Origin of the sequence: Paenibacillus sp. FSL M7-0420 (genome assembly GCF_038002345.1) — a bacterium.
In the GTDB taxonomy this organism is placed as follows: domain Bacteria; phylum Bacillota; class Bacilli; order Paenibacillales; family Paenibacillaceae; genus Paenibacillus_AQ.
The window spans coordinates 68921-95355 of the sequence record NZ_JBBOCJ010000001.1 but is presented as its reverse complement, the minus strand read 5'-3'; the positions used below and the strand labels follow the sequence as shown (position 1 = coordinate 95355).

Annotated in this window: 21 protein-coding genes and 2 riboswitches; of the genes, 12 read left to right on the top strand and 9 right to left on the bottom strand. The window is 54.6% G+C overall.

Annotated elements, in window-relative coordinates:
- Positions 1 to 136 precede the first annotated feature (136 nt).
- The 3 genes from MKX51_RS00420 to MKX51_RS00410 form a co-directional block, all read right to left on the bottom strand.
- The gene (locus MKX51_RS00420) at positions 137 to 2590 is read right to left on the bottom strand and encodes a heavy metal translocating P-type ATPase (RefSeq protein ID WP_340990811.1); all 2454 of its coding nucleotides are present in this window, start codon (positions 2588 to 2590) and stop codon (positions 137 to 139) included.
- 118 nt (positions 2591 to 2708) lie between these two features.
- Positions 2709 to 2909, bottom strand: coding sequence for a copper ion binding protein (locus MKX51_RS00415; protein ID WP_036732845.1), 201 nt, complete (start codon positions 2907 to 2909; stop codon positions 2709 to 2711).
- 295 nt (positions 2910 to 3204) lie between these two features.
- Complete coding sequence (locus MKX51_RS00410) at positions 3205 to 3552, bottom strand: metal-sensitive transcriptional regulator (protein ID WP_340990810.1); 348 nt, start codon at positions 3550 to 3552, stop codon at positions 3205 to 3207.
- 268 nt (positions 3553 to 3820) lie between these two features.
- On the opposite strand from MKX51_RS00410, the gene MKX51_RS00405 reads away from it, so the two are divergent.
- The 9 genes from MKX51_RS00405 (at position 3821) to MKX51_RS00365 (ending at position 11896) form a co-directional block, all read left to right on the top strand.
- Positions 3821 to 5341: an MDR family MFS transporter gene (locus MKX51_RS00405; RefSeq protein ID WP_340990809.1), complete on the top strand. Its 1521-nt coding sequence runs from the start codon at positions 3821 to 3823 to the stop codon at positions 5339 to 5341.
- Positions 5319 to 5912 carry a PadR family transcriptional regulator gene (locus MKX51_RS00400; RefSeq protein WP_445321976.1) on the top strand — a complete coding sequence of 198 codons (594 nt, stop codon included), beginning with the start codon at positions 5319 to 5321 and terminating at the stop codon, positions 5910 to 5912. Before MKX51_RS00405 ends, MKX51_RS00400 begins: the two co-directional genes overlap by 23 nt.
- Positions 5913 to 6171: 259 nt before the next feature.
- A complete protein-coding gene (locus tag MKX51_RS00395; RefSeq protein WP_076086808.1) occupies positions 6172 to 6384 on the top strand; it encodes a hypothetical protein in 213 nt (70 codons plus the stop codon).
- A 65-nt stretch (positions 6385 to 6449) separates the two neighbouring features.
- Positions 6450 to 7427 (top strand): aldo/keto reductase, encoded by a 978-nt coding sequence (locus tag MKX51_RS00390; protein ID WP_340990808.1) that lies wholly within the window; start codon positions 6450 to 6452, stop codon positions 7425 to 7427.
- A 572-nt stretch (positions 7428 to 7999) separates the two neighbouring features.
- Positions 8000 to 9316, top strand: coding sequence for a hypothetical protein (locus MKX51_RS00385; protein WP_340990807.1), 1317 nt, complete (start codon positions 8000 to 8002; stop codon positions 9314 to 9316).
- A 1-nt stretch (position 9317) separates the two neighbouring features.
- Positions 9318 to 9920, top strand: coding sequence for a signal peptidase I SipW (sipW, locus tag MKX51_RS00380; RefSeq protein WP_340945173.1), 603 nt, complete (start codon positions 9318 to 9320; stop codon positions 9918 to 9920).
- Between the two features lie 99 nt (positions 9921 to 10019).
- On the top strand, positions 10020 to 10616 hold the full coding sequence (locus tag MKX51_RS00375) for a TasA family protein (protein WP_340945174.1): 597 nt from the start codon (positions 10020 to 10022) through the stop codon (positions 10614 to 10616).
- Between the two features lie 39 nt (positions 10617 to 10655).
- On the top strand, positions 10656 to 11246 hold the full coding sequence (locus MKX51_RS00370; RefSeq protein WP_036732873.1) for a TasA family protein: 591 nt from the start codon (positions 10656 to 10658) through the stop codon (positions 11244 to 11246).
- 317 nt (positions 11247 to 11563) lie between these two features.
- Positions 11564 to 11896, top strand: a complete 333-nt coding sequence (locus MKX51_RS00365; protein ID WP_036732876.1) for a helix-turn-helix domain-containing protein — start codon at positions 11564 to 11566, stop codon at positions 11894 to 11896.
- 145 nt (positions 11897 to 12041) lie between these two features.
- Here MKX51_RS00365 and MKX51_RS00360 read toward each other — a convergent pair whose 3' ends face one another.
- Positions 12042 to 12185: an anti-repressor SinI family protein gene (locus tag MKX51_RS00360; RefSeq protein WP_143803895.1), complete on the bottom strand. Its 144-nt coding sequence runs from the start codon at positions 12183 to 12185 to the stop codon at positions 12042 to 12044.
- 34 nt (positions 12186 to 12219) lie between these two features.
- A riboswitch (cyclic di-GMP riboswitch) is annotated at positions 12220 to 12323 on the bottom strand.
- A 427-nt stretch (positions 12324 to 12750) separates the two neighbouring features.
- Here MKX51_RS00360 and MKX51_RS00355 point away from each other — a divergent pair.
- On the top strand, positions 12751 to 15618 hold the full coding sequence (locus MKX51_RS00355; protein WP_340990806.1) for a 2-oxoglutarate dehydrogenase E1 component: 2868 nt from the start codon (positions 12751 to 12753) through the stop codon (positions 15616 to 15618).
- Positions 15619 to 15677: 59 nt separating this feature from the next.
- Entirely contained in the window at positions 15678 to 16991 is a 1314-nt protein-coding gene (odhB, locus tag MKX51_RS00350; RefSeq protein WP_340990805.1) for a 2-oxoglutarate dehydrogenase complex dihydrolipoyllysine-residue succinyltransferase, read from the top strand.
- 705 nt (positions 16992 to 17696) lie between these two features.
- Here odhB and MKX51_RS00345 read toward each other — a convergent pair.
- From MKX51_RS00345 to MKX51_RS00335, 3 genes are all read right to left on the bottom strand, one after another.
- Positions 17697 to 18953, bottom strand: a complete 1257-nt coding sequence (locus tag MKX51_RS00345) for an L-lactate MFS transporter (protein ID WP_445322047.1) — start codon at positions 18951 to 18953, stop codon at positions 17697 to 17699.
- 134 nt (positions 18954 to 19087) lie between these two features.
- Positions 19088 to 19819: a LytR/AlgR family response regulator transcription factor gene (locus MKX51_RS00340; protein ID WP_340990803.1), complete on the bottom strand. Its 732-nt coding sequence runs from the start codon at positions 19817 to 19819 to the stop codon at positions 19088 to 19090.
- Positions 19816 to 21420 (bottom strand): LytS/YhcK type 5TM receptor domain-containing protein, encoded by a 1605-nt coding sequence (locus MKX51_RS00335; RefSeq protein WP_445322046.1) that lies wholly within the window; start codon positions 21418 to 21420, stop codon positions 19816 to 19818. Before MKX51_RS00335 ends, MKX51_RS00340 begins: the two co-directional genes overlap by 4 nt.
- A 506-nt stretch (positions 21421 to 21926) precedes the next feature.
- Here MKX51_RS00335 and MKX51_RS00330 point away from each other — a divergent pair.
- Positions 21927 to 22415 (top strand): GNAT family N-acetyltransferase, encoded by a 489-nt coding sequence (locus MKX51_RS00330; protein ID WP_340990801.1) that lies wholly within the window; start codon positions 21927 to 21929, stop codon positions 22413 to 22415.
- A gap of 163 nt (positions 22416 to 22578) precedes the next feature.
- Here MKX51_RS00330 and MKX51_RS00325 read toward each other — a convergent pair whose 3' ends face one another.
- Positions 22579 to 24096: a methyl-accepting chemotaxis protein gene (locus tag MKX51_RS00325; RefSeq protein ID WP_340990800.1), complete on the bottom strand. Its 1518-nt coding sequence runs from the start codon at positions 24094 to 24096 to the stop codon at positions 22579 to 22581.
- A gap of 536 nt (positions 24097 to 24632) precedes the next feature.
- Positions 24633 to 26096 carry an NAD(P)/FAD-dependent oxidoreductase gene (locus MKX51_RS00320; protein ID WP_340990799.1) on the bottom strand — a complete coding sequence of 488 codons (1464 nt, stop codon included), beginning with the start codon at positions 26094 to 26096 and terminating at the stop codon, positions 24633 to 24635.
- Positions 26097 to 26233: 137 nt separating this feature from the next.
- Positions 26234 to 26333: riboswitch (purine riboswitch) on the bottom strand.
- Between the last annotated feature and the right edge of the window lie 102 nt (positions 26334 to 26435).

The following is a 26435-nucleotide window of genomic DNA, read 5'->3' as shown; positions in this document are numbered from 1 at the left end:
GCATATTCCGGCGTTCGCCGCCCTCCGCTGCTTATAAAAAAAAAGAATCGCCGGCAGATGCACACCGGCGATTCTTTGAGTTGCTGCCTTCGTTCCGTCCGTCCGGATGACCCGGCTGCGGCAGGCCGCATGATTCTTACAGCTTGACGCGCTGTAAACGCAGCGCGTTCAGTACCACCGATACCGAGCTGAAGGCCATCGCAGCTCCGGCCAGCCAAGGGGCCAGGAAGCCGAGCGCCGCAATCGGGATGCCGAGCGTATTGTAGGCAAGAGCCCAGAACAGATTCTGCCTGATATTGCGCATGGTCTTGCGGCTCATCAGGATCGCATCCGGGATACTCATCAGATCGCCGCGCATCAGCGTAATATCCGCCGCCTCCATCGCCACATCCGTGCCGGTGCCGATCGCCATGCCCGTATCCGCGGTCGCCAGCGCCGGAGCATCGTTGATGCCGTCGCCGACCATAGCCACCTTGACCCCGCCGCTCTGGAGCCTGCGGATCTCTTCCGCCTTGCCCTCAGGCAGCACCTCCGCCAGAACCGTGCGGATGCCCGCCTGATCCGCAATCGCCTGGGCCGTAAGCTTGTTGTCTCCGGTAATCATGACAACCTCGATGCCCATGGCCTGCAGCCGGGCTACCGCCTCGCGGGAGGTCTCCTTGATCGTGTCAGCCACGGCAATCACTCCCGCTACCGCATCATCGACAGCTATTAGCATCGCTGTTTTGCCTTCCTGCTCCAGCTTGGTCATGATTCCTGTCCACGGTCCGATATCCAGTCCGTTCTCCACCATCATCCGCCGTGTGCCTACGCTTACCTTCTGGCCGTCCACTACCGCCGACACCCCGCGCCCCGGTACCGCCTCGAACTGGTCCGCAGGCGGCAGGTCGATTCCTCTGCCCTGTGCACCAGCCACTATGGCCTCAGCCAGCGGATGCTCCGAGAGCTTCTCCGCAGCCGCTGTAATCGACAGCAGACGATTCTCGGCAAGCACCCTGCCTTGTGTCTCATTTCCGGCAGTCGCTATAATATCGGTCAGCACCGGCTTACCGTTGGTCACCGTTCCCGTCTTATCCACGACCACTACCTTCACGCCCTGCGCAGCTTCCAGATGCTCCCCGCCCTTGAACAGGATGCCGAACTCGGCGGCCCGGCCGGACCCGGCCATAATCGAGGTTGGTGTCGCCAGTCCCAGAGCGCATGGACAGGCGATGACAAGCACCGCAATGGCTTTTTCCAGGGCCTCCGCGAACTGCCCCGGCGCTCCCCAGATATACCAGACCCCGAAGGTTACGATAGCAATACCGACCACAATCGGCACGAAGATCCCGGAGATGACATCGGCAATCCGCTGGATCGGCGCCTTCGAGCCCTGCGCTTCCTCCACAACTCTGATGATCTGTGCCAGTGCCGTATCACGGCCGACCTTGCGGGCTTTGACCCGCAGCATGCCGTTCTTGTTCAGCGTAGCTCCGATAACGGAATCCCCCGGCTTCTTCTCTACCGGGATACTCTCGCCCGTGAGCATAGATTCATCGACGGAGGACAGCCCCTCCACGACTTCACCGTCTACAGGCACCTTCGTGCCGGGCTTCACCAGCACAATATCGCCGATCACTACATCCTCGACGGGAATACTCAGCTCTGTACCGTCCCGCAGCACCAGCGCAGTCTTGGCCTGCAGCCCCATCAGGCTGCGGATCGCATCCGATGAACGCCCCTTCGCCAGCGCCTCGAACCACTTGCCTACGAGAATTAACGTGATCAGAACCGCGCTGGTCTCGAAGTACAGCTCCACGGTGTGGTGCATCCCGCTCATTTTCAGCGAATCAATCGTCAGATACAAGCTGTAAAAATACGCCGCCGAGGTGCCCAGCACCACCAGCACATCCATGTTGGCACTGCCGTTCTTCAGCGCCTTATAGGCGCTGACATAGAACTGCCAGCCGATCACGAACTGAACCGGGGTCGCCAGCACAAGCTGGAACCAGGGATTCATGAATAGCTCAGGCGTCCAGATCCAGGTTGTGAACGAGAAGTGGCCCGCCATAGCCCAGAGCAGCGGTAGGGACAACAACGCGGAGATCATCCACTTATTCCGCTTGCGTGTAATCTCTTCACTGCGCTGCTCCGCGATATCCTTCCGGTCCTGCTTAAGCGCCGCCTTATAGCCGATGCTGCTCACCTTATCCATAATCTCGGCTGTACTGACATTGCCCGGCGAATATTCCACATGCGCAGTCTCCAGCGCCAGGTTCACATTCACGGCCGCAATCCCCGGCATCCGTCCCAGCACCTTCTCAATACGAGCCGAGCAGGCAGCACAGGTCATGCCGGTAATATCGAAATCCGCCGACTCCTTCAGCGTATCATAGCCCAGAGAGCGGATCTTCTCCTCCATTTGCGCCACATCTGCAACTGCCGGATCGAAGCCCACTGTAGCCTGCTCCAGCGCCAGATTGACATTCGCCCGGGATACCCCCTCCATGCGGGACAAGCCCTTCTCAATCCGCGTCGCACAAGCAGAGCAGGTCATGCCGGTAATTTGCAGCGTGGTCTGCTGCGGGGCGGACTCTGCACTCTTTTCCATTCTTAAGCACCTCCACATACCCCCAAGGGGTATATTTTTTTTGAAAAGAAAAGGCATTGGCGCCCGGCCCTGTACCCCAGGGTTCCCTGCTCCAAGCCCTTATATTACAACGATTAGCTTACACTACGTCGTAGCCCTGATCTTCAATAGCAGCCTTGATCTTATCCAGGCTTACCGTATTCTCATCGAATTCAACCGCCACCGTCTTCGCCGGCAGATCCACCTTCGCCGCAGCGCCTACGCCGCTAACAGCCTTCTCTACAGCACTTACACAATGACCGCAGGACATTCCTTCAACATTCAGTGTTACATTCGACATTTGAATAACCTCCCAATGTTATTTAGCATTTGCTTAATTGTAAGCGAATGCTTGGTCTTTCGGCTCCTCATATGCCTGAAGAGTTTGATCTTGAGAAAATAACAATAGATGATAGTAACGGAGGGGAATTTTGAAACTGCAGGAGCGCCAGAGACCGCCTTTGTCCACGGATTTCTACCGCTACGGCGGTATCAATCATGAAATCTGTGGACAACAGCGGCCGAAAGTTCTAAATTCACCGAAGTTTGGGTCCTCATCATTGAATTTAGACATTCAAACTCTCCAGGCCCCATCTTTATTTCATCAGCTTGTTCACCGTGACCAGCAGCTCGTCAATCACCTCATGCTCACCGGCTTCGATCCGTTCGATAATACAGCTCTTCATATGGCCTTCAAGCAGCAGCTTGCCGACACTGTTCAGGGCCGCCTGCACCGCCGCCAGCTGATTCAGCACATCATCGCAGTAGGTATCGCGTTCAATCATGCCTTTCACACCGCGGATCTGCCCTTCAATCCGGTTCAGCCGGGTTGTCAGCCCATTCTTGAATTCCGGCGAGTGATGACTCTTGCGGACGCCGGAAGCAGAAGAATGGCACGTTTCACCGTGCTCCTGTCCGCCAGGGTCCTTCTCATTTGTAGACACAGGAATCAGCCTCCTTATGTACCAATATAATATACCCCCCATGGGTATGTCAAGACCTTCGCGGACAAGCCCCCTCCGCCCCTCCTTCAGATACTTTGCCCTATTGCAGCTGGAATAAAGGACCGGCCGATAAGGAATACCAAGTACACGCATGCAAGTTCCCAAGCAGCTCCCAACCCGTCTGTCCTCCTGAAAAAAACAATTGCCACCCTATTCAAATTTGAATATAATGAAATTCCATTGAATTTTAAACATAAAGGAGCTTAACATGCACACCAAAGAAAGTAATCTCAAGCTAGTCATTGTCGGACTGCTGCTCGGCATTCTGATGTCGGCCATGGATAATACCATTGTTGCCGCAGCTATGGGCACGATTGTGTCCGATCTTGGAGGACTGGATAAAATCGTCTGGGTCACCTCTGCTTATATGGTCATGGTTATGGCCGGCACCCCGATCTTCGGCAAATTGTCCGATATGTACGGGCGCAAGCGGTTTTTCATCTTCGGGCTTATCGTGTTCCTGATTGGCTCCGCCCTGTGCGGAACGTCGGCGAGCATTACCCAGCTCAGTATTTACCGTGCAATTCAAGGGATTGGCGGCGGTGCACTGATGCCGATTGCCTTCACGATTGTCTTCGACATCTTCCCGCTTGAGAAAAGAGGCAAGCTTACCGGACTGTTCGGCGCTGTCTTCGGGATCTCCAGTGTGATTGGGCCTCTGCTTGGTGCTTATATCACCGAATATATGAGCTGGCACTGGATTTTCTATATTAACCTGCCCATCGGGATTGTCTCGTTCTTCCTTATTATGACCTCCTACAAGGAATCCATCTCGCATTCCAAGCAGCGGATTGACTGGGGCGGCGCTTTCACCCTGGTGGCAGGGATTATCTGCCTGATGTTCGCCCTGGAGCTTGGCGGTAATCAGTATGCCTGGGACTCTGCGGCCATTCTCGGACTGTTCGCTGCGTTCGCCGTGCTTCTAATCGCCTTCATTATCATTGAAAAATTCGCGGCAGAGCCGGTCATCTCCTTCGCCATGTTCCGGAAGCGCCTGTTCGCAACCAGCAGTATTCTGGGGCTGTTCTATGGTTCGGCATTCATCGTAGCAACGGTATATATCCCGATCTACGTCCAGGGGGTATACGGCGGCTCGGCCACCAACTCCGGCCTGATTCTGATGCCGATGATGATCGGTACCGTAATTGGCAGCCAGTCCGGCGGCCTGCTTACCACCAAAACGAGCTTCCGCAACATCATGCTGCTGTCGGCAGTCTGCTTCGTGGGCGGGATCTATTCACTCAGCACTTTGACCCCGGAGACCTCCCGGATGGCGCTTAATGCCTTCATGGCCCTGACCGGCTTCGGAGTCGGCTTCTCCTTCTCCGTGCTCAGCCTGTCTTCGATCCAGCATTTCGACATGCGCCAGCGCGGCTCGGCAACGTCCACCAGTACCTTCATGCGCTCGCTCGGGATGACGCTGGGGATAACGATCTTCGGCATAATTCAGCGTAACAGCTTCGCCTCAGAGCTTAGTACAGCCTTCGGCGACAGCGGTCAGGCCGCTTCCTTCGGCGACCCGCGTTCCGCGTTGACGCCTGAGGCCAGAGCACAGATTCCGCCGCCTGTCCTGGAGAAGATTACGAATTCACTGTCTTCGTCGATCTCGCATACCTTCTTGTGGGCTATCGTTCCGGCGGTGCTTACGGTGGTCTTCGTCCTGCTGATGCCGAAGGACCGTCTGCTGCCGCAGGGCAGCCAGCACGGTGCAAAGCAAGGCCAGCGGTAAGCCCATGCCGATGAAGCTGCTGATTCTGGGACTTCTGCTGGAGCGGGATATGCATCCCTACGAGATTACCCTGGTCATGAAGGAACGCTCCATGGATCAAGTCATCAAGCTGCAGACCGGTTCCTTATATTATGCCGTCGACAAGCTGGCCGCAGGCGGTCATATCGAGGCGGTGGAGATCATTCACAGCCCGGACCGGCCGGATAAGACCATCTACCGCATTACGGATAAAGGCAAAGAATTGATGGAGCAGCTCATTCTCCAGCAGATTAAAAAAAGTGATCCGCCGTATCATCCTCTATATATGGCCCTTGCCCTCGCGCGTCATATCGACCAGGGCAAGGTGGCGAAGCTGCTGGAGGAACGCATCCGGGAGGCGGAGCATCAGGTGAATTATGCCTATCAAGTATACGAGGAGCATATCTCCATCGTGCCCCGCTCGGTGCTGCATATGATGTACGGCAGATATGAACACAGCCAGACCGAACTGAAATGGCTGAAGCGCCTGTATGAGGATGTAGCCGTCCGCAGCATGAATGATGTCGGAATACCGATTATCGCAGACGAATAGAAGTAGTTAGCCGATGGAATTGTTTAGCGGAGACCATATGTGTTTATTAGCAAGTGGAAACGGCTTTACTGTCCTTTTAAAGGGCGGTACCGTTTCAGCGGGAAATAGAAGGATAAGTTATAGTGTGAAACATATAAATTCTTATATTTGAAGCAAACCGCTGGCGAGCGGGTTGGGCATCCGGCTGTACTACAGTTTCAATTCGTACGGTATGCCGGCCCCGCCTGGCGGATACTCTGGAAAGGGAAGTGAAGCCGCTATGAACGATGACAAAAAGCCGATCAGAGACGAGCGTGACCACCCGGAGCAATACCCTACGGACAAGCCCAGCCTGTTCGATGTAGATGAGAGCCAGCAGCATGTAGACCCGATACCCGTAGAGGACCTGACACTCGAGAAAGAGGAAGAGAAGGATAAAGAGACCACGAAACACCGCTCCTCCAGCGACAAGAGATACCACACCGGGTTCTGAAGGTGTATGCTTTTCCGGTAACCTAACCGGAGCATGCTCAAGCTGAATATGATGGAGGGATCACATTGCTGAATGCGTTACCCCTTAACCGGCGCGGCATACCTGCCAGCCGTATCGCCCTGGGCTGCATGGGGCTGGGCGGCGGCTGGGACCGTGAACCGGTCACGGCTGCGAATATGAAGCAGGGGCATGAGGCGCTGGATGCGGCGCTGTCTATAGGCATTAATTTTTTTGACCATGCGGATATCTATACCCGGGGCAAGGCAGAGAAGGTGTTCGGACAGATCTTCAAGGAACGGCCGGGTCTGCGCGGGGACATCCTGCTCCAGTCGAAATGCGGCATCAAGCTGATGGAGCCAGGCGATATCTCCAATAGCTTCGACCTCTCCAGGGAGCATATTCTGTCCAGCGTCGATGGAACTCTCGCACGGCTGGGCACAGAGTATATTGATATTCTGCTGCTGCACCGCCCCGACCCGTTAATGGACCCTGAAGAAGTGGCGGAAGCGCTCCATCAGCTCAAGGCCTCCGGCAAGGTGCGCCACTTCGGCGTCTCCAACATGAGCGCCGCCCAGATCCAGCTGTTACAGACTTATTGCGACGAGCCGTTCATTGTCAACCAGCTGCATATGAGCCTGTCCCGGATCAGCTGGGTTGACGCCGTACTCAGCGTGAACCGCGACCCGTGGAAGGACATTACATTCCCGGAGGGCACCATGGAGTATTGCCGTGCCGGGAACATCCAGCTTCAGGCCTGGGGCCCCCTGGCCCAGGGACTCTTCAGCGGACGGCCGCTTGAAGGCCAGCCGGAGAATGTTGTGAATACAGCAGCCATGGTACAGAGACTTGCTGACGAGAAGGGCACAACGCCCGAGGCTATCGTGCTGGCTTGGCTGATGACCCATCCCGCAGCCATCCAGCCCGTCATCGGCACCGTGAATCCGCAACGGATCACCGCCTGTGCAGGCGCAGACCAGTTGGAGCTGTCCCGCAAGGAATGGTACGAGCTGTACGTCACCTCGCGCGGGGAGAAGCTGCCTTAAGAATGTAGTTTGCTGGAGATCCGGATTATTGGACAGGTACACTGAAATTGAACAGGTGCATCGGAGAGGGTACTATCCTTTTATGGACAGTACCTTCTTTGCCGTGGAATACACTAAACCCCATCGTTCAGCCAACTGGTGCCTATCCCTCACCGTCGGATTGTGTTGCGGCCAACACCTTGTATCCTCTGCTTTCTCCAGATTCAGGAGCATTAGTGCTCCTCATTTACGCCTACTACCCACTTTCGCCCCATTCTGGTGCACTAGTGCTCCTCATTTCCGCGTATCGCCCGCTTTCACCGGATTCAGGTGCACTAGTGCTCTTCACTACTCTCCCTACCTCCCCATGCTCACCCCTCTCGCCGTTCTCTATAAAGAACATTTGTGAAAAACAGCGATATCCTCAGGTACAGCGAGATATCCCACACATTTCGTACTTTATTGCGAACATTCCGCTGAAAATAACATTTTTCTTTTCTGAGCAGCGCGGTGTATGATTTGCTTACGATATCGTTCTTTATTAAGAACGAATATAACGAATAACTCATTAGCAACTTGAGAGGGGATCAGCTATGTACCCCAGATCTGCCAAGCGGCGCAAACGGAAAACCAGGAAGTTCGGCCTGCGGATTCTGCAATCGGGTATGGCCGTATCTGTGCTCCTGATGTATACCTCAGGCCAGATCGGCAGCACCTACGGAGAGTTCAACACCTCCCAGGAACAGATCAGCTCCATCGGGCTGTGCCCGGTTTTCCCGGGTCAGATTGAGCAGTTGTTGTCGGAATTCAGCGGGCATCTAAACACCGTCATAGAGCTGAAAGCTTCCCTTGGCAGCCATAGCATCAGTGGAGTGTATAACACCTCAGTCGCTGCCGGAGAGCTGTCGCTGGCAGAGCTGGATCAGGCTGCGGACGAACTCTCGTCTGAGCTCACTCAAGCTGGCAGCGAGATCAACCTGCTGGAGAAGCAGCTGAGCTTCAACGGGACGGTCTGGCAACACATTCTGCAGGAAATTGGCAATGCAGCGGCCATTCTGCACAAGCTTGGAGGATATATGGTGAATCTCGACCCTAACTGTCTGGAAATCCGTGACGCCCAGTTCTTCGACAAGCTTCAAGAGAGTCTTCATCAAAGCGGGATTCTGTCGGAATCGCTGGCAGAGACATTAAGCGGAATTGTGCAGTATCTTGGCTCGATTCATAATATCGGCGGATCCTTGCCCACCGGTAATCCGGACCGCGTCTTGCTCCGGCAGGATGACTACAGCTTCCCTGCTGAAGAGCCTATCCTCTCATTCGTTACCAGCGCCTACCAGGCAGATTCGCAGGTATCCCCCGCGCTGCTGGCCACGTATGAGCAGTTGAATACCGAATTAACGGCATCCAAGGATACCCTGTCCTCCACCATCCATACCTTACAGGAGCGGCTCACAGAAATCGCTGAAGCCAAAACAACCCTTGAGGACAAGGCGAAGGCACAGCAAGAGGAAGAGGAACGCCTGGCGCTTGAAAAGGCCGAGAAAGCCAGAACGAAGGAAGCCGAACGGCTCGCCATAGAGAAGCAGAAGGCTGCTGACGAAGCGCTGAAGCTGGAGCTTGAACAAGAACCAGCCGGGAACCAGCCGGCCGCAACCAGTCTTCCTGACAAAAGCCAGCCGGCAGAGGAGCCTGCTCCCGCAGCGCCTGTAGAGGACAATCCAGTCCCCACAGCTTCAGCAGCAGCAGAGGTTATTCCCACTGCCACTCCGGCGCCGGGGCTTCTTTTACCGGAAGCAACTCCAGATCTACTACCCGGCAGCGTAATTCCGGGCACTGTAATGGACGGCGCGCAGCCTGCTCCTACAGCTACACCGGCTCCACAATCCGACACCAGCAAAGGCGGCGAATAAGATGCGCATCCGAAAAATAGCCAATACGATAATTTCCACTCTGATTCTTATAGTGTTCCTGGTGCTGATCACAGCCGTTGTCATCTCCAAAGCCTCCGGCGGCGAGCCCTCCTTCTTCGGCTACCAGATCAAGACGGTATTATCCGGCTCCATGGAGCCCGGCATCCAGACCGGTTCCATTGTGGCCATTAAGCCGGGCGGGGACATGACCCGGTTCCAGAAGGGCGATGTGATCACTTTTCTGAATCCCGATAATATCCTGATTACCCACCGCGTGGTCGATGCCGAGCTGAACAGTGCTCTGGGGGAAGCCAGCTACACCACCAAGGGCGACAATAATGATTCTGCCGACACCGCAGCCGTTAGTTCCACAAATGTGGTAGGTGAGTACACCGGCGTAACTATCCCCTATGTGGGCTATGCCATGAGCTTCGCAGTCTCCAAAGCCGGAAGCGTAGTGCTGATGATTATTCCCGGACTACTCCTGCTGCTCTACGCGCTGTATTCTTCCTGGAAGGCCGTTGCGGCACTGGAAAAGAAGAACGTCTCGTCTTCCGCAACCAGCGGCGGCGGGCCGGATACTCTGACTGACCTCGTACAATGATCGATTGTCCTCTCCCGTTTACGAAACGCGGAGCCACAATACAGCTTGCCGGAAGCACCGGCTATGCACAAAGCAGACTCATAAGAGAGGGATGAACAAATGAACGTCAAAAAAACATTAGGTCTCGGCGTTGTATCGGCAGCATTAGGCTTAACCCTGGTCGGCGGAGGCACCTTCGCTTACTTCAGCAGCACTTCTACTTCCTCAGCTTCTTTTAACAACGGAACCCTATCATTACAATCTGATCCCTCCGTCATTGTGAATCTCAGCAATCTCAAGCCGGGCGATACCGTCTTACGGGACTTCAAACTCAAAAATGATGGGACGCTCAATATTCCCAAAGTGGTACTGCGCACCTCATCGGCCATTACAGACGCCCAGGGAGACAACGGCTCCCATAATTTCAAGGATGATATTATTGTGACCTTCCTCGTGAACAAGGATAAGAAGGAATCGCCGCTCCTGGTCATCTCGCTGGCCGATCTGGAGCAGGAGAGTCCCGATCTGGTGGCCCGGGGAATTGTCGGAGCGATCTTAGGCGGAGAGAAGTCCGGCATCAAAGCCGGGACCTCGGATAACCTGACCATCCAGTTCGCCTTCAAGGAGACCCTCCAGCCGCAGAACTATTATCAGGGCGACACGCTTGCACTGACTCTGAATTTCGAAGCCAACCAGGAAAAAGGCACGCTCCAATAATTCCACAACAAAACAAACCATTCGAGGAGGAAATCAATCATGGGTATCAAAAAAACATTGGGTCTTGGCGTAGCATCGGCAGCACTGGGCTTGTCTTTAATCGGCGGGGGCACCTTCGCTTACTTCAGCTCCACAGCTACCAGCACGGCAACCTTCGCAGCGGGTACGCTGAAGCTCGGCTCTTCCTTCAATACTCCGGTAGCGCTGACGAATCTGAAGCCGGGAGATTACACCGTCCGCACCTTCACCTTGTCCAATGACGGCACACTGGATATCAAATTCCTGAAGCTTGCCACCACTTACACCGTAACCGATGCCAAGGGCGATAACGCAGGCCAGGATCTCGGAGACCACTTCAAGGTCAAGCTCCTCGATAATACGTACACCGGCGGTTCACTAAGCGGTCATGTGCTGTCCGAGATCTCTCTGAAGGATCTGAAAAACACCCCCAGCTACGATCTCGTAGCAGCAGGTGTACTGCCAGGCGGGATTGCCGCCGCCGGGTCCAAGACCTTCAAGATCGCCTTCGAATTCGTAGACAACACGCTCGATCAGAACATTTTCCAGGGTGACGGCTTAGCGCTGAACTGGACCTTCGATGCGCTTCAAGGAGTGGGAGAAGCCAAGTAGCTCAGGGGCCAGCCTATACAAGTGAACATGGCTTTGCCGTCCTTTTATTAGGAAGGCAGCGTTTCAGCAAACCATCAAGACGGCATATCCTCCCCCATCCGGGCCGGGTATGCCGTTTCTTTTTCCCGTTGCCGGGTTCAAGATTTTGTCCGTTTTGCGGATTTTTGTTATACTGACAAGAGAAAACGGCTTGGCCGGCCTTTGAACGGGCGGTACCGTTTCAACGAGAAAGATAAGGAGAATGTATAGCGCGAAGCATATCACTTCTTATCTTTTACCAAAAAAGTACGGAGGGCGTTGTAATCGTGTCAGATACTATGGGAAGCCGCATCCACAAACTCCGGCTGGAGAAGGGCTATTCGTTATCCGAGCTTGCCGATAAGGCTGATGTGGCGAAATCATACCTCAGTAATGTGGAACGGAACATTCAATCCAACCCCTCCATTCAATTCATCGAAAAAATCGCTGACGCGCTTCAGGTATCCATTCATGCACTGCTGTATGGCGGACTGGCAGAGACGGAAGAACAGGCTCTGGACGGGGAATGGTTCCGGCTGGTTCAGGAGGCCATGGCCTCCGGTATAAGCAAACGCGAATTCAAGGAATTCCTCGATTACCAGAAATGGCGCATGGAACAAAAGGACAACTAGACGAGCATTGTATGCCACAGGGAAGACCCCGCACGGCAGGGAGGCCGCCTTCGGCGAAGGCATCCTTTCAAGCGGCATACAGAAAAGGCACAGCGTACCGGACGCTGTGCCTTTTCTGTATGTATCGCAGCAATGATGACCGCCCTTACATCGCCTGGAGCGCCTTCTCACTTAGAAACCGGCGGATATCCTCCGCCGCGATCCCCGCCTGCTTGGCAGACATCAGCAAGTGCACCCATTCTAAATCCAGATCTACTGCCTGCAGCTCGTCATTCCCCTGGTTGGACATATCCAAGAAATCTCCTCCTAGAATTTTCGCGTCCCCAGGCAGTCCGGCCATCATAGTAGTATTGCTACTTTGTAGTATTTCTACTTTAGATCCGAGACTTTGTGCCCCTGTCTTTCGGCAGGTTTACCTTTTACTGGACCCTTTCCATCATGAAAGGATCTGGCAAGAATCGATGAAACCGTTCTCCGCAATAACATTATACAAGATCATGTGAGATTAGTGTGTCGTTTTCTGGAATTTTTTTATGATAAAATGTGAGGAAACTTAGCTGAAATTGCCAGCGGCTTGTATAAATATTTCCAGTTCCAAGTTCAAACCCTATGTAATAGTTTAATTATACTAAAGGGAACGCTATCCGCTCCGCCTTATTTCTATTTATGATAGTTCCGTATGAATACTGTAATGAATCATGCCAAATTGCGAACGGATTGCGCGAAAGTATGAATTGATTACCCCGCCGGAAAGTAGCACAATAAGGTGAGAATGAAACCGCAAACATTTGCAGCTCCGCCAAGTGGCACACTGGATGCCTCGCGTGGAGTTTATCCGTTAGGAGGACCTATTCATGGCAGTCAAAGAGCCCTATAACGACACAGTATGGAGCAAATACTACGGCCCCAACCTGGGCTACATTCAAGAAAGATATGAGCAATTTGTCAAGGACCCCTCTTCTGTTGAACAGCATTACCGCGATCTCTTCACCGTATCCGGCCCCCCTCCACTGGCACCCGATGCCGAGAGGGCTCCAAGGCCTGCCGTATCAGCAGATGCCGAGTGGCTCAAGAAGGCTGTCAAGGCCTCGAAGCTGATCGCTAATATTCGAATATATGGCCATATGGCCGCAGACATTGACCCGCTGGAGCGCAGCACGAACCCGATGGCCAAATGGCTGGAGCTGGAGACCTACGAGCTTACCCGCGAGGATCTTAATGCCCTGCCGGCTTCGCTGATCTGGGATAATGCCCCTGCGGATGTGCATACCGCGATGGATGCCGTCCACAGAATGCGCCAGGCCTATACACAGACCATTGCTTATGAATTCGGGCATGTGCATGATGAACGCGAGCTGCGCTGGCTCAACAGCCAGGCGGAATCGATGACCTCCCCTGCCCCGCTGAATAATACAGAACGCAAAGAGCTGTTGAAGCGGCTGGTTCAGGTGGAGCATTTCGAGACCTTCCTGCACAAGACCTTCGTCGGCCAAAAGCGCTTCAGCCTGGAGGGCAATGATGCCCTTGTGCCGATGCTGGATGAAATTGTGCGGGCTGCCGCGCATGACGGCGCAGAGCATATCCTGATGGGCATGGCCCACCGCGGAAGACTTAATGTGCTGGCTCATATTCTGGGCAAGCCTTATGATATTATTTTCTCAGAGTTCCATCATTCGCCGAACAAAGAGCTGTTCCCTTCGGAAGGCTCTATGGGTGTGACCTACGGCTGGAGCGGTGATGTGAAGTACCATCTCGGGGCTGACCGTGCCGTCCGCGAAGGCGAGACCGTACGCACCCGGATCACGCTGGCCAATAACCCGAGCCATCTTGAATTCGTCAATCCTGTAGTCGAGGGCTTCACACGCGCCGCACAGGAAGAACGCAACGCTCCGGGACTGCCTAAGCTGAACACAAGCAAGGCTATGGCTGTGCTGATGCACGGCGATGCAGCCTTCCCCGGCGAAGGTATTGTCGCTGAGACGCTTAATATCGGCAAATTGCAGGGTTATCAGAATGGCGGTACCGTGCATATTATCGTCAATAACCGGATCGGCTTCACCACAGAGAGCGAGGATTCCCGCTCCACCCATTATGCCAGCGATCTGGCCAAAGGGTATGAGATTCCGGTCGTGCATGTCAATGCCGATGACCCGGAAGCCTGTATTGCCGCAGTCCGTCTGGCCAGCGCTTACCGCCATATGTTCAAGAAGGACTTCCTGATTGATCTGATCGGCTACCGCCGCCACGGACATAATGAAATGGATGATCCCGAGACGACCCAGCCAATTGTGTACGGCAAAGTGCGGAACCACCCTACTGTGTACCGCGCTTATGCAGAACGCCTGGAGCGCGAGAAGGTAATCACAGCCGATGATCTGAAGAACATGATTGCCGAGGCGGAGAGCGTCCTCCAGCAGGCCTTCGATCAGATGAAGGAAGGCAAGCAGAAGAATGCAGAGTCCAAAGCCGCCGTCGCCCTGGATAACGACAGTCCTAAGCAGCGTCCAACCGCCTTCCCTCTGGCCGGTCTGCAGGAGATTAACCGTGAGCTGCTGCGCGTACCGGCCGGCTTCAAGGTCTATCCGAAGCTGGAACGGATTCTGCAGCGCCGCAAGGATGCGCTGAATGACGGAGAACGGGTAGACTGGGCGCTGGCAGAGACACTTGCCTTCGCTACCATCCTGAAGGATGGCACGCCGATCCGCCTCAGCGGACAGGATTCACAGCGCGGCACCTTCGCCCACCGCCATCTGGTGCTGCATGACAGCGAGAACGGCGAACTCTATTCTCCGCTGCATCAGCTGAGTGATTCCAGCGCTTCGTTCGGCGTCTATAACAGTCCGCTGTCCGAGGCCTCTGTCCTCGGCTTCGAATATGGTTATAACGTGTTCGCACCGGAGACCTTCGTCATCTGGGAGGCTCAATATGGCGACTTCGCCAATGCCGCTCAGGTCATTATCGACCAGTTCATTTCCGCCGGCCGTGCCAAGTGGACGCAGCGCAGCAATCTGACGATCCTGCTGCCTCATGGCTATGAAGGCCAAGGACCAGAGCACTCCAGCGGCCGAATGGAACGGTTCCTCCAGCTCTCCGCCGAGGAGAACTGGACTGTAGCCAACCTGACCAGCGCTGCGCAGTATTTCCATCTGCTCCGCCGTCAGGCCGCGCTCTGCGGACAACCGGATGCCCGGCCGCTGGTGATCATGGCGCCGAAGAGCCTGATCCGTAACACGCGCAGCACCTCAGCCGGAGCGGACCTCGCTTCGGGCACCTTCCAGCCGGTTCTTCCCGAGCCGCTGCTCGGCAGTAAGCCGGAAGCCGTGAAGCGCCTCGTGGTCTGCAGCGGCAAGGTGGCCATCGACCTGCAGACGGAGCTGGAGGCAACGCGCGGACAGGACTTCTCCTGGCTGCACATTTTGCGCATGGAACAGCTCTATCCGTTCCCGGAACGCGAGCTTGGCGCTCACCTTAGCAGCTTCAGCTCTCTGGAGGAGATCGTCTGGGTGCAGGAAGAACCGAAGAATATGGGCGGGTGGACGTATGCCGAATCCCGGCTGCGCGCCATCGCACCGCAGAAGGTCACTGTCCAGTATATCGGCCGTCCGGACCGTTCCAGTCCGGCCAGCGGCTACGCAGATGTCCACAGCTTCGAGCAGCGGCGCATTGTCCGGGAAGCCCTGAAATTGAATGCTGCAGTGCAAGCACCTGTACCGTCTTCCTGAGCACAGCAAGGCGGTCATCCGATATCACGCACACCACTATATTTGGGGAGGTACGGCCTGTGTCCGAGATAAAAGTACCCGATTTGGGCGAATCGATTTCCGAAGGAACGATCTACAAATGGCTGGTGAAAGAGGGCGACACTGTCGGCCAGGGGGATGTGCTAGCCGAGCTTGAGACCGACAAGGTCAATCTCGAGATCAGTGCGGAGGAGGACGGCGTCATCTCCTCCATCCTGCGCCAGGCGGGCGAGAACGTTGCCGTTGGCGAAGCCATCGGCATCATCGGCAGCGCCGCCGGTGCACCGGCCGCTGGCGGCAGCCAGCCGGAAGCGGCCGCACCGCAGAGCGGCAGCGCGCCTGCTGCTGCCGCAAGTGCATCAGCGGCTAAGCCTGCCGCTGATGCTGGTGTCGCAGCGGCTGAGCCTGCCGCTGCTGGCACTGCGGCCCTGGCTTCGCCGGGGGCGCGCAAGCTGGCGCGGGAGCGGGGCATCGACCTCGGCGAGGTCACTGCCCGCGACCCTATCGGCCGGATCGGTCAGGCCGATGTGGATGGTCATGGCGCAGCCGGGCCGCAGGCCGCTGCGCCAGCAGCTCCGGCGGCTGCCGCGCGGCCGGAGCCGGCGAAGCCCGCGCCGCCGGCAGCGGGCAAGGCGCCGCACGCCGAGGACGGCAAAGCCACCGAGCGCAAGCGCATGTCGCGGCGGCGGCTGACGATTGCCAGCCGCCTGGTCGAAGCGCAGCAGACGGCCGCGATGCTGACCACCTTCAACGAGGTGGACATGACCGCCATTCTCGACATCCGCAAGCGCCGCAAGGATGCCTTCAAGGAGAAGCACGAGGTCGGACTCGGCTTCATGTCCTTCTTCACCAAGGCCGTCATCGGCGCGCTCAAGGCTTACCCGATGCTGAATGCCGAGATCGACGGAGAAGATCTCCTGCTCAAGAAATATTACGACATCGGCATTGCCGTAGCTGCCAAGGAAGGCCTGGTCGTACCAGTCGTCCGCGATGCCGACCGGCTTAGCTTCCCGGAGATCGAGCGGCGGATCGGCGAGCTGGCCTCCAAGGCGCGCGCCAATACGCTCAGCCTGCCGGAGCTTCAGGGCGGTACCTTCACGATCACGAACGGCGGAGTGTTCGGCTCCCTGCTGTCCACACCGATCCTCAACACCCCGCAGGTCGGCATTCTCGGCATGCACAAGATCCAGCTGCGCCCAATCGCGCTGGATGAGGAGCGCACGGCCAACCGTCCGATGATGTACATCGCCTTGTCCTACGATCACCGGATCGTGGACGGATCAGAAGCGGTCAGCTTCCTGGTCAGAGTCAAGGAATTGCTGGAGGACCCTGAGTCGCTGCTGCTGGAAGGTTAATTCTCCGGCCACACAGTTTCTCCATCCACTTATCTGATAAACACAAAGGCACCCGGCGGAGCGTAACCCTACGCTTCCCGGATGCCTTTTTTCCATATCCGCTGACTATGCCTCCGCCATACACGCTCATACCAACATGGGCCTGTTCTCGGCAGCCCACGCACCTCCAACGTACGCACCCCGTCCCATTGTGATCGGTTTTTCGATTACATTTGGCCGACGCAGCGCACCCAGTCTAATTGTGATCGGTTTTTCAATTACATTTGGCCGACGCGGCGCACCCTGTCTAATTGTGATCGGTTTTTCGATTACATTTAGCCGACGCGGCGCACCCAATCCCATTGTGATCGGTTTTTCGATTACATTTGGCCGATGTGGCGCACCCCGTCCCATTTTGATCGGTTTTTCGATTACATTTGGCCGACGCGGTGCATCCGGGCCATTTGGGGTCGGTTTGCTGAATTAGGTAAGCTAAACAGATGAACGGACGACATTCTGTATTAGGCACACTGCTCATTTTCATGCTGGAGTTGTGCCTCGAAAAATATGTTTGTTTTCGACCATGAAAAAAAGACCTCCCACCCGCTAACGCGGAAGTAGGACATCTCTTCTCCGGAACTATTCTCTTTGTCTGTAGTACTCTTGTTTGTCTATAGTACTCTTATTTGTCTGTACTTTCTTAAGCCGACGTAAGTCGATATATGGTTAAGCCGTATGCCGTGAAGGCTTCAGGCTCATTCCCTTGGCCCGGGCCGCTCCGGCTACCGGAGGCTTCAGCGAAAGCGCCAGGATACAAGCCAGAATACATAGCAGACCGATGATGATGAAGGTGGGCTTGAACCCGCCGAGGAAGGCGGCGATGAACGAGCCGGACAGCGCGCCGATTCCGAAGCCCTGATAGATGATGCCGTAGTTCTTGCTGTGATTCTTCAGGCCGAAGAAGTCACTGACAATCGCCGGGAAGACGGTAATGTTACCTCCGAAGCAGAAGGCGATGGCCGCCACACAGGCGAAGAACAAGCCATAGCTCAGTGTGGCATAGCTGAGGGTAAACATCGCCACAGCCGTTACCGCGAGCGTGATACTAATCAGCTTGGTCCGGCTTACCCGGTCGGATAATGCGCCAAGAATCAGGCGTCCAGCCGTATTGAAGATAGCGATCATCGCTACCGCATTCGCCGCCGTCGCCACATCCATACCCGCCAGTTGCACACCGATATCCTTCACGATACCGATCAGATAGAGGCCGCTCATGCAGGCGGTGAAGAAAATCACGAACAGCAGGTACGCTTCCTTCGTGCGGAGCATTTCCTTCACGGTATAATCCTTGGGCAGCAGAGCAGCCCCGGAGGCGGACGATGCCCGGTTTCCCGCAGCAGTTACAGCAGGTGCAGCCAACGGAGCCTCCCGGATCAGCAGCGCGCCGAGGAGGATCATCAGCATGACCATCAGGCCCCAGTATAGAAAAGCATCCGACACCCCCGCCGATTCAATCAGGCCGCCGTTGATGTATTTGAAGATCAGACTGCCCGTTCCGTAAGCACCCACGGACACCCCGGAGATCAGTCCCTTATGCTTCGGGAACCACTTCATCAGGTTGGACAGCGAAGTAATATACGCCGTTCCGTCCGCATACCCGACCACTACGCCAGCCAGCAGGTAGAACATCGGCAGGGAACTAGCCTGCGAGCTTAGCATCAACCCCAGCCCCAGCAGGATACCGGAAGCTGCGGTCAGTCTGCGGAGACCGAACCGGTCTTGCAGCTTGCCTGCGAACAGTGTGGCGAAGGCCAAGGCAAAGCTGGTAATAGAAAACGTTATCGAAACTGAGCTGAGCTCGAACCCGAATGTACTGACAAGATGTGCATTGAACAGACTCCAGGTATAGATGGTACCTAGTCCCATTTGCATAATCACTGTACCTAATACGATGAGCCACCGTTTACTGGCTGTATCCGTTATCATCAGAATTCCCTCTTTCTCTCTGAAGTCGCTGAAGTCGCTTCAAGGCTTACTTGGCCTCTTCATTGTAGCGAAAGGAGCTCCATCTGAGAGAAATCCGGAATGAGATGACACTGACGGGGAATGAACTGCCGTTAGAGACGCATAATCTGCCTGAATTCCTTCACCTTGCTGCGGCTGACTGGAACCTCCACATTCAGATCATGCAGCCGGAGCAGATAGGTGTTGTTGAACCAGGGGATGATTTCCTTGATTTTGGACAGATTGACGAGATAGGAGCGGTGGCAGCGGAAGAACTGTTCCTGCGGCAGGCGGGTATGGAATTCGCTGATACTTAGGGCCATGCTGTATTCCTCCCCCTTGGTGATCACACTCGTTGTTTTCTCCTGCGCCGAAGCATAATAGATCTCGTCTGCATCGACGACGATAATCTTTTCATTTTTCCACAGATTGACCTTATCGCTGCCCAGCTTCACCGGCCCCTCTTCCCTCTGGCTGCTTCTGGCCGTGATGGCACCCTCCAGCTTCTGCAGCATCGCTCTGATCCGCGTCTCACTGTAAGGCTTCAGAATATAGTCGAATGCTTCAATCTCGAACGCCTCGGCGGCATGCTCCTTATAGGCTGTAATGAACACAATATACGGCTTGACCGCGAACCGGCTGATATTATGGGCCAGCAGCACCCCGTCAATTGAAGGGATATTGATATCCAGGAAAATCACATCCACCGTATCGGTCTGCAGATACTTCAGCGCTTCCAGCCCGTCCTCGAATTCCGCCGCAATCTTGATCCGGCTATGGGTCTGAATCAGATACGCAAGCTCCTGTCTTGCCAGCACTTCATCCTCGACAATGATCGCTCTCATCGCTGCTCCTTCATCACATCAAAATAGATTTCCGTCCCCTTAGCCAGCCGCCGTATGGTCAGACCTGTACCATAGATCAGCTTGATACGCTGGTGCACGTTGTTGAGGCCGATTTTGTTGCCCTCCATGCTTCCGCTGTAGACCTTCGCAATCGTTTCTTCACTGATCCCCGCTCCGGTATCGGCAATTCGCACCCTTACGCTGTCTCCGTGGTCTTTGACCGAGATGTCTACAGTTCCGTTCCCCTTCCCCTTCAAAATCCCGTGGATAATCGCATTCTCCACCAGCGGCTGAATGACCAGACTCGGAATGCGCACCGCTACCTCATCTATATCGTACAGAACGCTCAGGCGGCTGCCGAAGCGGGCCTTCTCAATCTCCACATAATGCTGCACCTGCTGCAGCTCGCGCCGGATATCTATGGACTCATCGGCCAGCTCCAGATTATACCGCATATACCCCGACAGATTGACGATCAGCTCGCGCGCCTTGTCCGGGTCGATCCGGATCGAGGAGATAATCGCATTCAGCGCATTGAACAGAAAATGGGGGTTGATGCTGGTCTGCAGTGCCTTCAGCTCGGCCTTGTTGGCCATCTCCTTGATCCCCTCAACCCGTGACACCTCCATCAGTGTGGAGATGATCTGTGACAGCCCTACAGCCATTGCCTGGAGGGAATAGGTGATTTTATGCGCGTGGGTATAGTAGATCTTGAGTGATCCCGTCACCTCCCCCTTCTCCTTCAACGGGATAATGATCAGCGAGCGGATGTCACGGTTCATGTATTCGGTATCGTCGTCACGGATGGTAATCTCCCCGCTGCGCAGCGTCTGCTTCGTCTCCTCACTGATGATCTCATTAGCTTCGGCATAATATTCTTCCCCGACACCCACGTAGGCCAGAATGACTCGGGTATCAGTAATTGCCACCGCATCCGCCCCGATATCCTCCTGGATGATTCCGCAGATGGTACGCAGCGACTCGGGAGTAATACTGCGGAAATACGGAAGCGTCTTATTGGCAATATCCAGCGCCAGCTTGGACTGCTTCGCGGCAATCCGTTCTTTCTCCCCTTCTACACTCTGCACAAGCGTAACGATCAGCCCGGCACAGATCTGCCCCATAATCATCGGAAAAGCAATCTTGGACACGATATCCACCCCCAGCGACTGGGGATCAGCCATCACCAGAATCAGCGCCATCGTCAATGCCTCACAGGCCATTCCGGCGGCAATAGCAGCGATCCAGCGGCGTTCAGGCGAAGTGCGCCGGTAGATGATCCCGGATACCACGCCCGCCGTAATGCTGGTAATAAGACACGGGAGCGAGGTGACCCCGCCGATATCGATCAGGAAGCGGTGTACGCCCGAGATGATCCCGGTAATCAGCCCGACCCAAGGACCGAACAGAATCCCTCCGGCGATGATGGCGATAATCCGCACGTTAACCAGAGACCCTTCCACATTAATCCCGCTGTAGGTTCCGAAGATGGCGAACAGGCTGAAGATAACCGTGACAATCGCCAGCTCCTGAGGGGCATGAACCCCTTTGGCAAAAATCTCCTTGAACCGCGGCACCCGGCTCAGGACGAACAGACACATCAGCAGCAGCGCTGCCCGCTCCAACAATTGCAGCAGAATACTCAGATTATATTGCACACTCACGCCTCCATAGGACAAGCTATCGGTCCATTATAAATTGGGATAATGGTTATAGCAATCCGCGCATCCGCCTCTAATGGTTGACGTCATAATTGGAGTGCTGCTTGGCATGGCTACTGTGTTTTGTTGTATCATCAGGAGAGAGTTGCGAAAGCAACTCTTTTTTTGTCTGTTCTCTCCCTGGGTATAAAAGCCTTTATATTGCGGAAAATTAACTATTATCGTATTGTTGCTTTAAAGGAGTGATAGCCTGTGCGTATAGCTTTTTGGATTGTATTTGCCTTTGTTGGTATTTTGATCTTTTGGATAGTAGGCGGCTTAATTGGCCGTAAGAAACGAAAGTAATCTATAGGGGCTATAACAGCCCCTCAAAATACCTGCTGCGCCGATTCTTCGAGCTGTTTATCATCTAGCGGAATCAAAATGAGCATAAAGGAGTTAATAAAATGATTACGTTTTATGCTGATAGATATAAAGAAGAAGTTATTAAGCTAATATTGCATGTACAAAATGATGAATATGGTGTAGGTATTAGTGTTGAAGAGCAACCAGATATACTAGATATTCAATCGAATTATGTTAAAGAGGGTGGTAACTTTTGGGTAGCTTTAAACGAAAACGGTGATGTAGTAGGCTCAATCGGTTTGCAAAAGAAAACTGACGATATTGCTGTACTAAAGAAATTTTTTGTTTATAAAGATTACCGCGGCAAAGAGCTTGCGATAGGAACAGGTCTTTACGAAGCTATGCTTGACTTTGCGCAGAAACATCGGCTTTCTAAGGTGATTTTGGACACACCATCAAAAGCAACTAGGTCACACAGCTTTTACAAAAAAGTTGGTTTTAAAGAAATTACTAAAGGTGATTTGCCAATACAATATGATTATCCTGATAGAGATTCACTTATTTTCATGTTAGACCTGATCAGTCAATAATTTTTGAAGCAACCGTTTTAGATAGCCTTCGTACTAATTGAACCAACATTAGTCAAGGACTTTTTATCAGTTCCAGACAGCTGTTGGTTTTTTATATGTGTGCCTACAAACAAACTCTTTTGAAATTCACTAGTGAGCAGTTTGCGTCCACTGTTCAATGCCTCTAAACTGCCAGATCAATCCCCACCACACTCACAATCTCCCCGTCCCCGTTCGTAATTGCTCTGGAGAGCGTGATGCAGGAACGCTTGGTAATGGCCGAGACATACGGCTTGGAGACGTACTGGCCTTCCGCCATCGCCCCGTTCCACCAGTCGCGGCGCTTCGCATTCAGCAGCCCGGCTGCCGGCTCGGAGTAGATGAAGGTGCCATCCGTCCGGTTGGACCAGATGGCCTGTACATCCGGCACCTTATTCTTACAGGCCGTAAGAACTCTGCCATGGATGTCCGCATCCGCTGCACACATCTCCTGCTTGGCAGCTATCTCCTGAAGCACCGTCTGCATTTCCTCAAGGCGCGCCGTATATTGGCCCAGCTCAATGACTTCGCGTCCGGTAATACCGTTCACCGACTGCTGCAGGGTCTGGGATTCCAGCAGCAGACTCGCGCTGATCTCATTAAGCTGCCCGATCTGTGTCCGCTGGCGGGTTACCTGCTCCAGGGTCAGATCTACGCCTGCAATGGTCTCATTGACAATCCCCACAGCACCGCTCAACTCGCCGGTCACCTCTTCGATCAGCCTGCTCTGCCGCTCTGCCGCAGCCGCTGACTCTGTAACTATGACTCCAACTTCCTCCACCCGGGCCGAGATATCCCCGAGGCGCTGCTTCACCTTCGTTACTTCATTCACTCCATGCGCAACCGCTGTCTGCTCCTTCGTGACCGACTCCAGCACCTGCCGTACGCCATGGTTAAGATCCCGTAGCACCGCCGTTGAGCGCTCCACGGAATCCCGGCTCTGATCGGCCAGCTGCCTGATCCGGCCTGCGACCACAGCGAATCCCCGGCCCGCTTCCCCGGCCCGCGCAGCTTCAATCGAGGCATTCAGCGCCAGCAGCGAGGTCTCATTGCCGATGCCTACGATCAGGGCATTCATCTCCTCCACCAGCGCAATATGTCCGCTTAACACGGTGAATTTGTCCAGCATATCTCCGCTCTGCTCCTGCAATTCCTCCATGACCTCATCTGTATTCTTCAGGGAATCCACCATCTCCGCCATCCCTGTACGTGCTGCCTGCATCGCCGTACTCAGCCGTCCGTTCAGCTCTCCAATCTGCCCGGTAACCGCAGCAACTCCGCCCATCCTGGCAAAAGCCCCCTCAATATTGGCCTTCGCCTCATTGCTGCGGGTCTGCAGCTCCACCTCATAGGCATGCGAATAGTCCGCAGTCTGCTGAAGCCCTTCGGTATGGCGGGTAATCTCCTCCAGAGCACCGTGCAGCCGGTCCGAGGTGACAACAATTTCATTGCCCAGCAGCTCTACCTTGCTCCGGGCTTCCGCCAGTTGCCCGGCTCCGAGCACCCCGCCCCGGCGGATATCCAGCACAAGCCCGGCAAGCGCCGCCATCAGCAGCAGATAGACAACCTTATGTACCCAGTACATCTCCATCCATAAGCCATACAACCCCACACCCAACAGCAAAATAATAGCGATAGCGGCCTTGCTCCGGCGAATTCCCATTCTGCACGTTCACTCCACTCTATCATGTTATGTATTCTAACATTATATCAGCAGAGTTAAATTAAGGAAACCACTACTCTATAGATTGCACTTATATTTTTTCTGTTAGGGGTTTGCCGCGACTCCAGAGAAGTTATGGACTTCCGGCCACACATACATTCGGTCCGTGCGCCAGCTTGCGAGCATAATGTATGCTGTTTTTCACATACATTCGGTCCGTGTGCCTACTTGCGAGCCCAATGTATGCTGTTTTTCACATACATTTGGTCCGTGTGCCTGCTTGCGAGCATAATGTATGCTGTTTTCCACATATATTCGGTCCGTGCGCCTGCTTACGAGCCAATGTATGCTGTTTTCCACATATATTTGGTCCGCGTTCCTGCTTGCGAGCACAATGTATGCTGTTTTCCACATACATTCGGTCCGTGCTCCGCTCTACCAGCCAATTGCCATTGGGTTTTAAGCATACTTAAAAAACAGCCGCACCCCCAGCATCTGAGGATACGGCTGTCTTTCCGGCGTCTTCCGGCCCAGAATTACACTCCCGCCGGTTGGACCCTAGCTTCCTGTGCGTTCTTCGCCATCATGCCGCGGGCAATCCAGACGCCAGCCGCTCCGGCCTGGGCCAGCCCGCGGGTAATGCCTGCCCCGTCGCCGCCGCAGTAGAGGCCGGAGATTTCGGTCTCGAACTCTTCCGTCAGCTTCGGACGGGCGGAATAGAATTTCGCTTCCACGCCATAGAACAGCGTATGCTCTGAGGCAATGCCCGGGGTTACCTTTTCCAGGGCCTCCACCATTTCAATCAGACTCTTCATCGTGATGTACGGCAGCACCAGCCCCAGATCGCCAGGCACCGCTTCCTTCAGCGTCGGCTCCAGGAACCCTTCCTTGATCCGGGTCTCCGTAGACCGGCGGCCCCGCAGGATATCTCCATACTTCTGTACAATGACCCCGCCGCCGGACAGATCATTCGCCCGCTTGCAGATCTCCCGGGCATATTCATTCGGCTTGTCGAACGGCTCGGTGAAGGTATGGGAGACCAGCAGCGCAAAGTTGGTATTCTTCGAGCCCAGCGCAGGGTCCTTGTAGGAATGCCCGTTCGCGGCCATCGCTCCGCTGTGATTCTCCACAACCACATGCCCCGAGGGATTGCTGCAGAAGGTGCGGACACGTGTACCCACGGAGGTATTGAAGATGAATTTGCCCTCGTACAGATGCTCATTAATCTCCCGCATCACCACATCTGAGGTTTCTACACGTACGCCAACATCTACCTGGTTATTGTACATTTTGAGCCTGCGCTTCTTCAGCACCTCGGTCAGCCAGGCCGAGCCGTCCCGTCCCGGAGCGATCATCACCTGGCCGGCCTCATGACTCTCCCCGTTCTTCAGCGTGATGCCTGTGATGCGGTGTGTTCCGTTCTCTTTGACGGTAACGATATCTTCTACTTCTGTCTTGTATAACATATCAATGCGTGTCCGCAGATATTCATAGATCGATTTCAGAATCTCCAGATTCTGCTCGGTTCCGAGGTGGCGGACCTGTGCCCGCAGCAGCTTCAGCCCGGCGGCATATCCCCGCTGCTCAATGCCGCGGATGCTCTCCATCGTTGGATCGGTAATGACCGGAGTTGCCCCGTGCTCCAGGTTGATCCCGTCCACATATTTAATCAGCTCCATCACCTTGGAAGGAGGCAAATAATCCGTCATCCAGCCGCCGAATTCGGTGGTAATGTTGAATTTGCCGTCACTATACGCACCAGCACCGCCGAAGCCTGCAGTAATGGAGCAGGCCGGCAGACAGCCGGCGAATTCCTTGCGGCCGGAGGCGGGCGGACAGAGCTTGATTTTCTCCTCCAGGATCGGGCAGTTGCGGCGGTAGATATCATGTCCCTTGTCCACCAGCAGCACCTTCAGCTCAGGGGCCTTCAACGTTAATTCATAACAGGCGAATATTCCAGCCGGACCGGCTCCAACAACAATTACATCATATTTACTCATATCTTCTCTGTTCCTCCCAAGGTGAAACGGCTTCGGCCTGCGGTTGACAGGGTCCGCAAAGCGTCTCTGCAGTATATTAGTCCACTTAACCAAGCAGCGCACAACAGCACACAAAAAACCCGGCCTCTTCATAGGTATGCAAAATGCACCCTATTCGTAGCCAGGAATTTACGGTCCCCTGTAGAAACCCCCAAACCTTATCATTGAGGATATACGAACAACTTTGCCCGTTATTACGGGCCAATTGGAATTTTACCTAACAAATCCGAATGTGTCAATGATGAATAGCATTAATAGTTCGTGTTTACAGCATTACGAAGAATGTAGCGCTTTGACAAC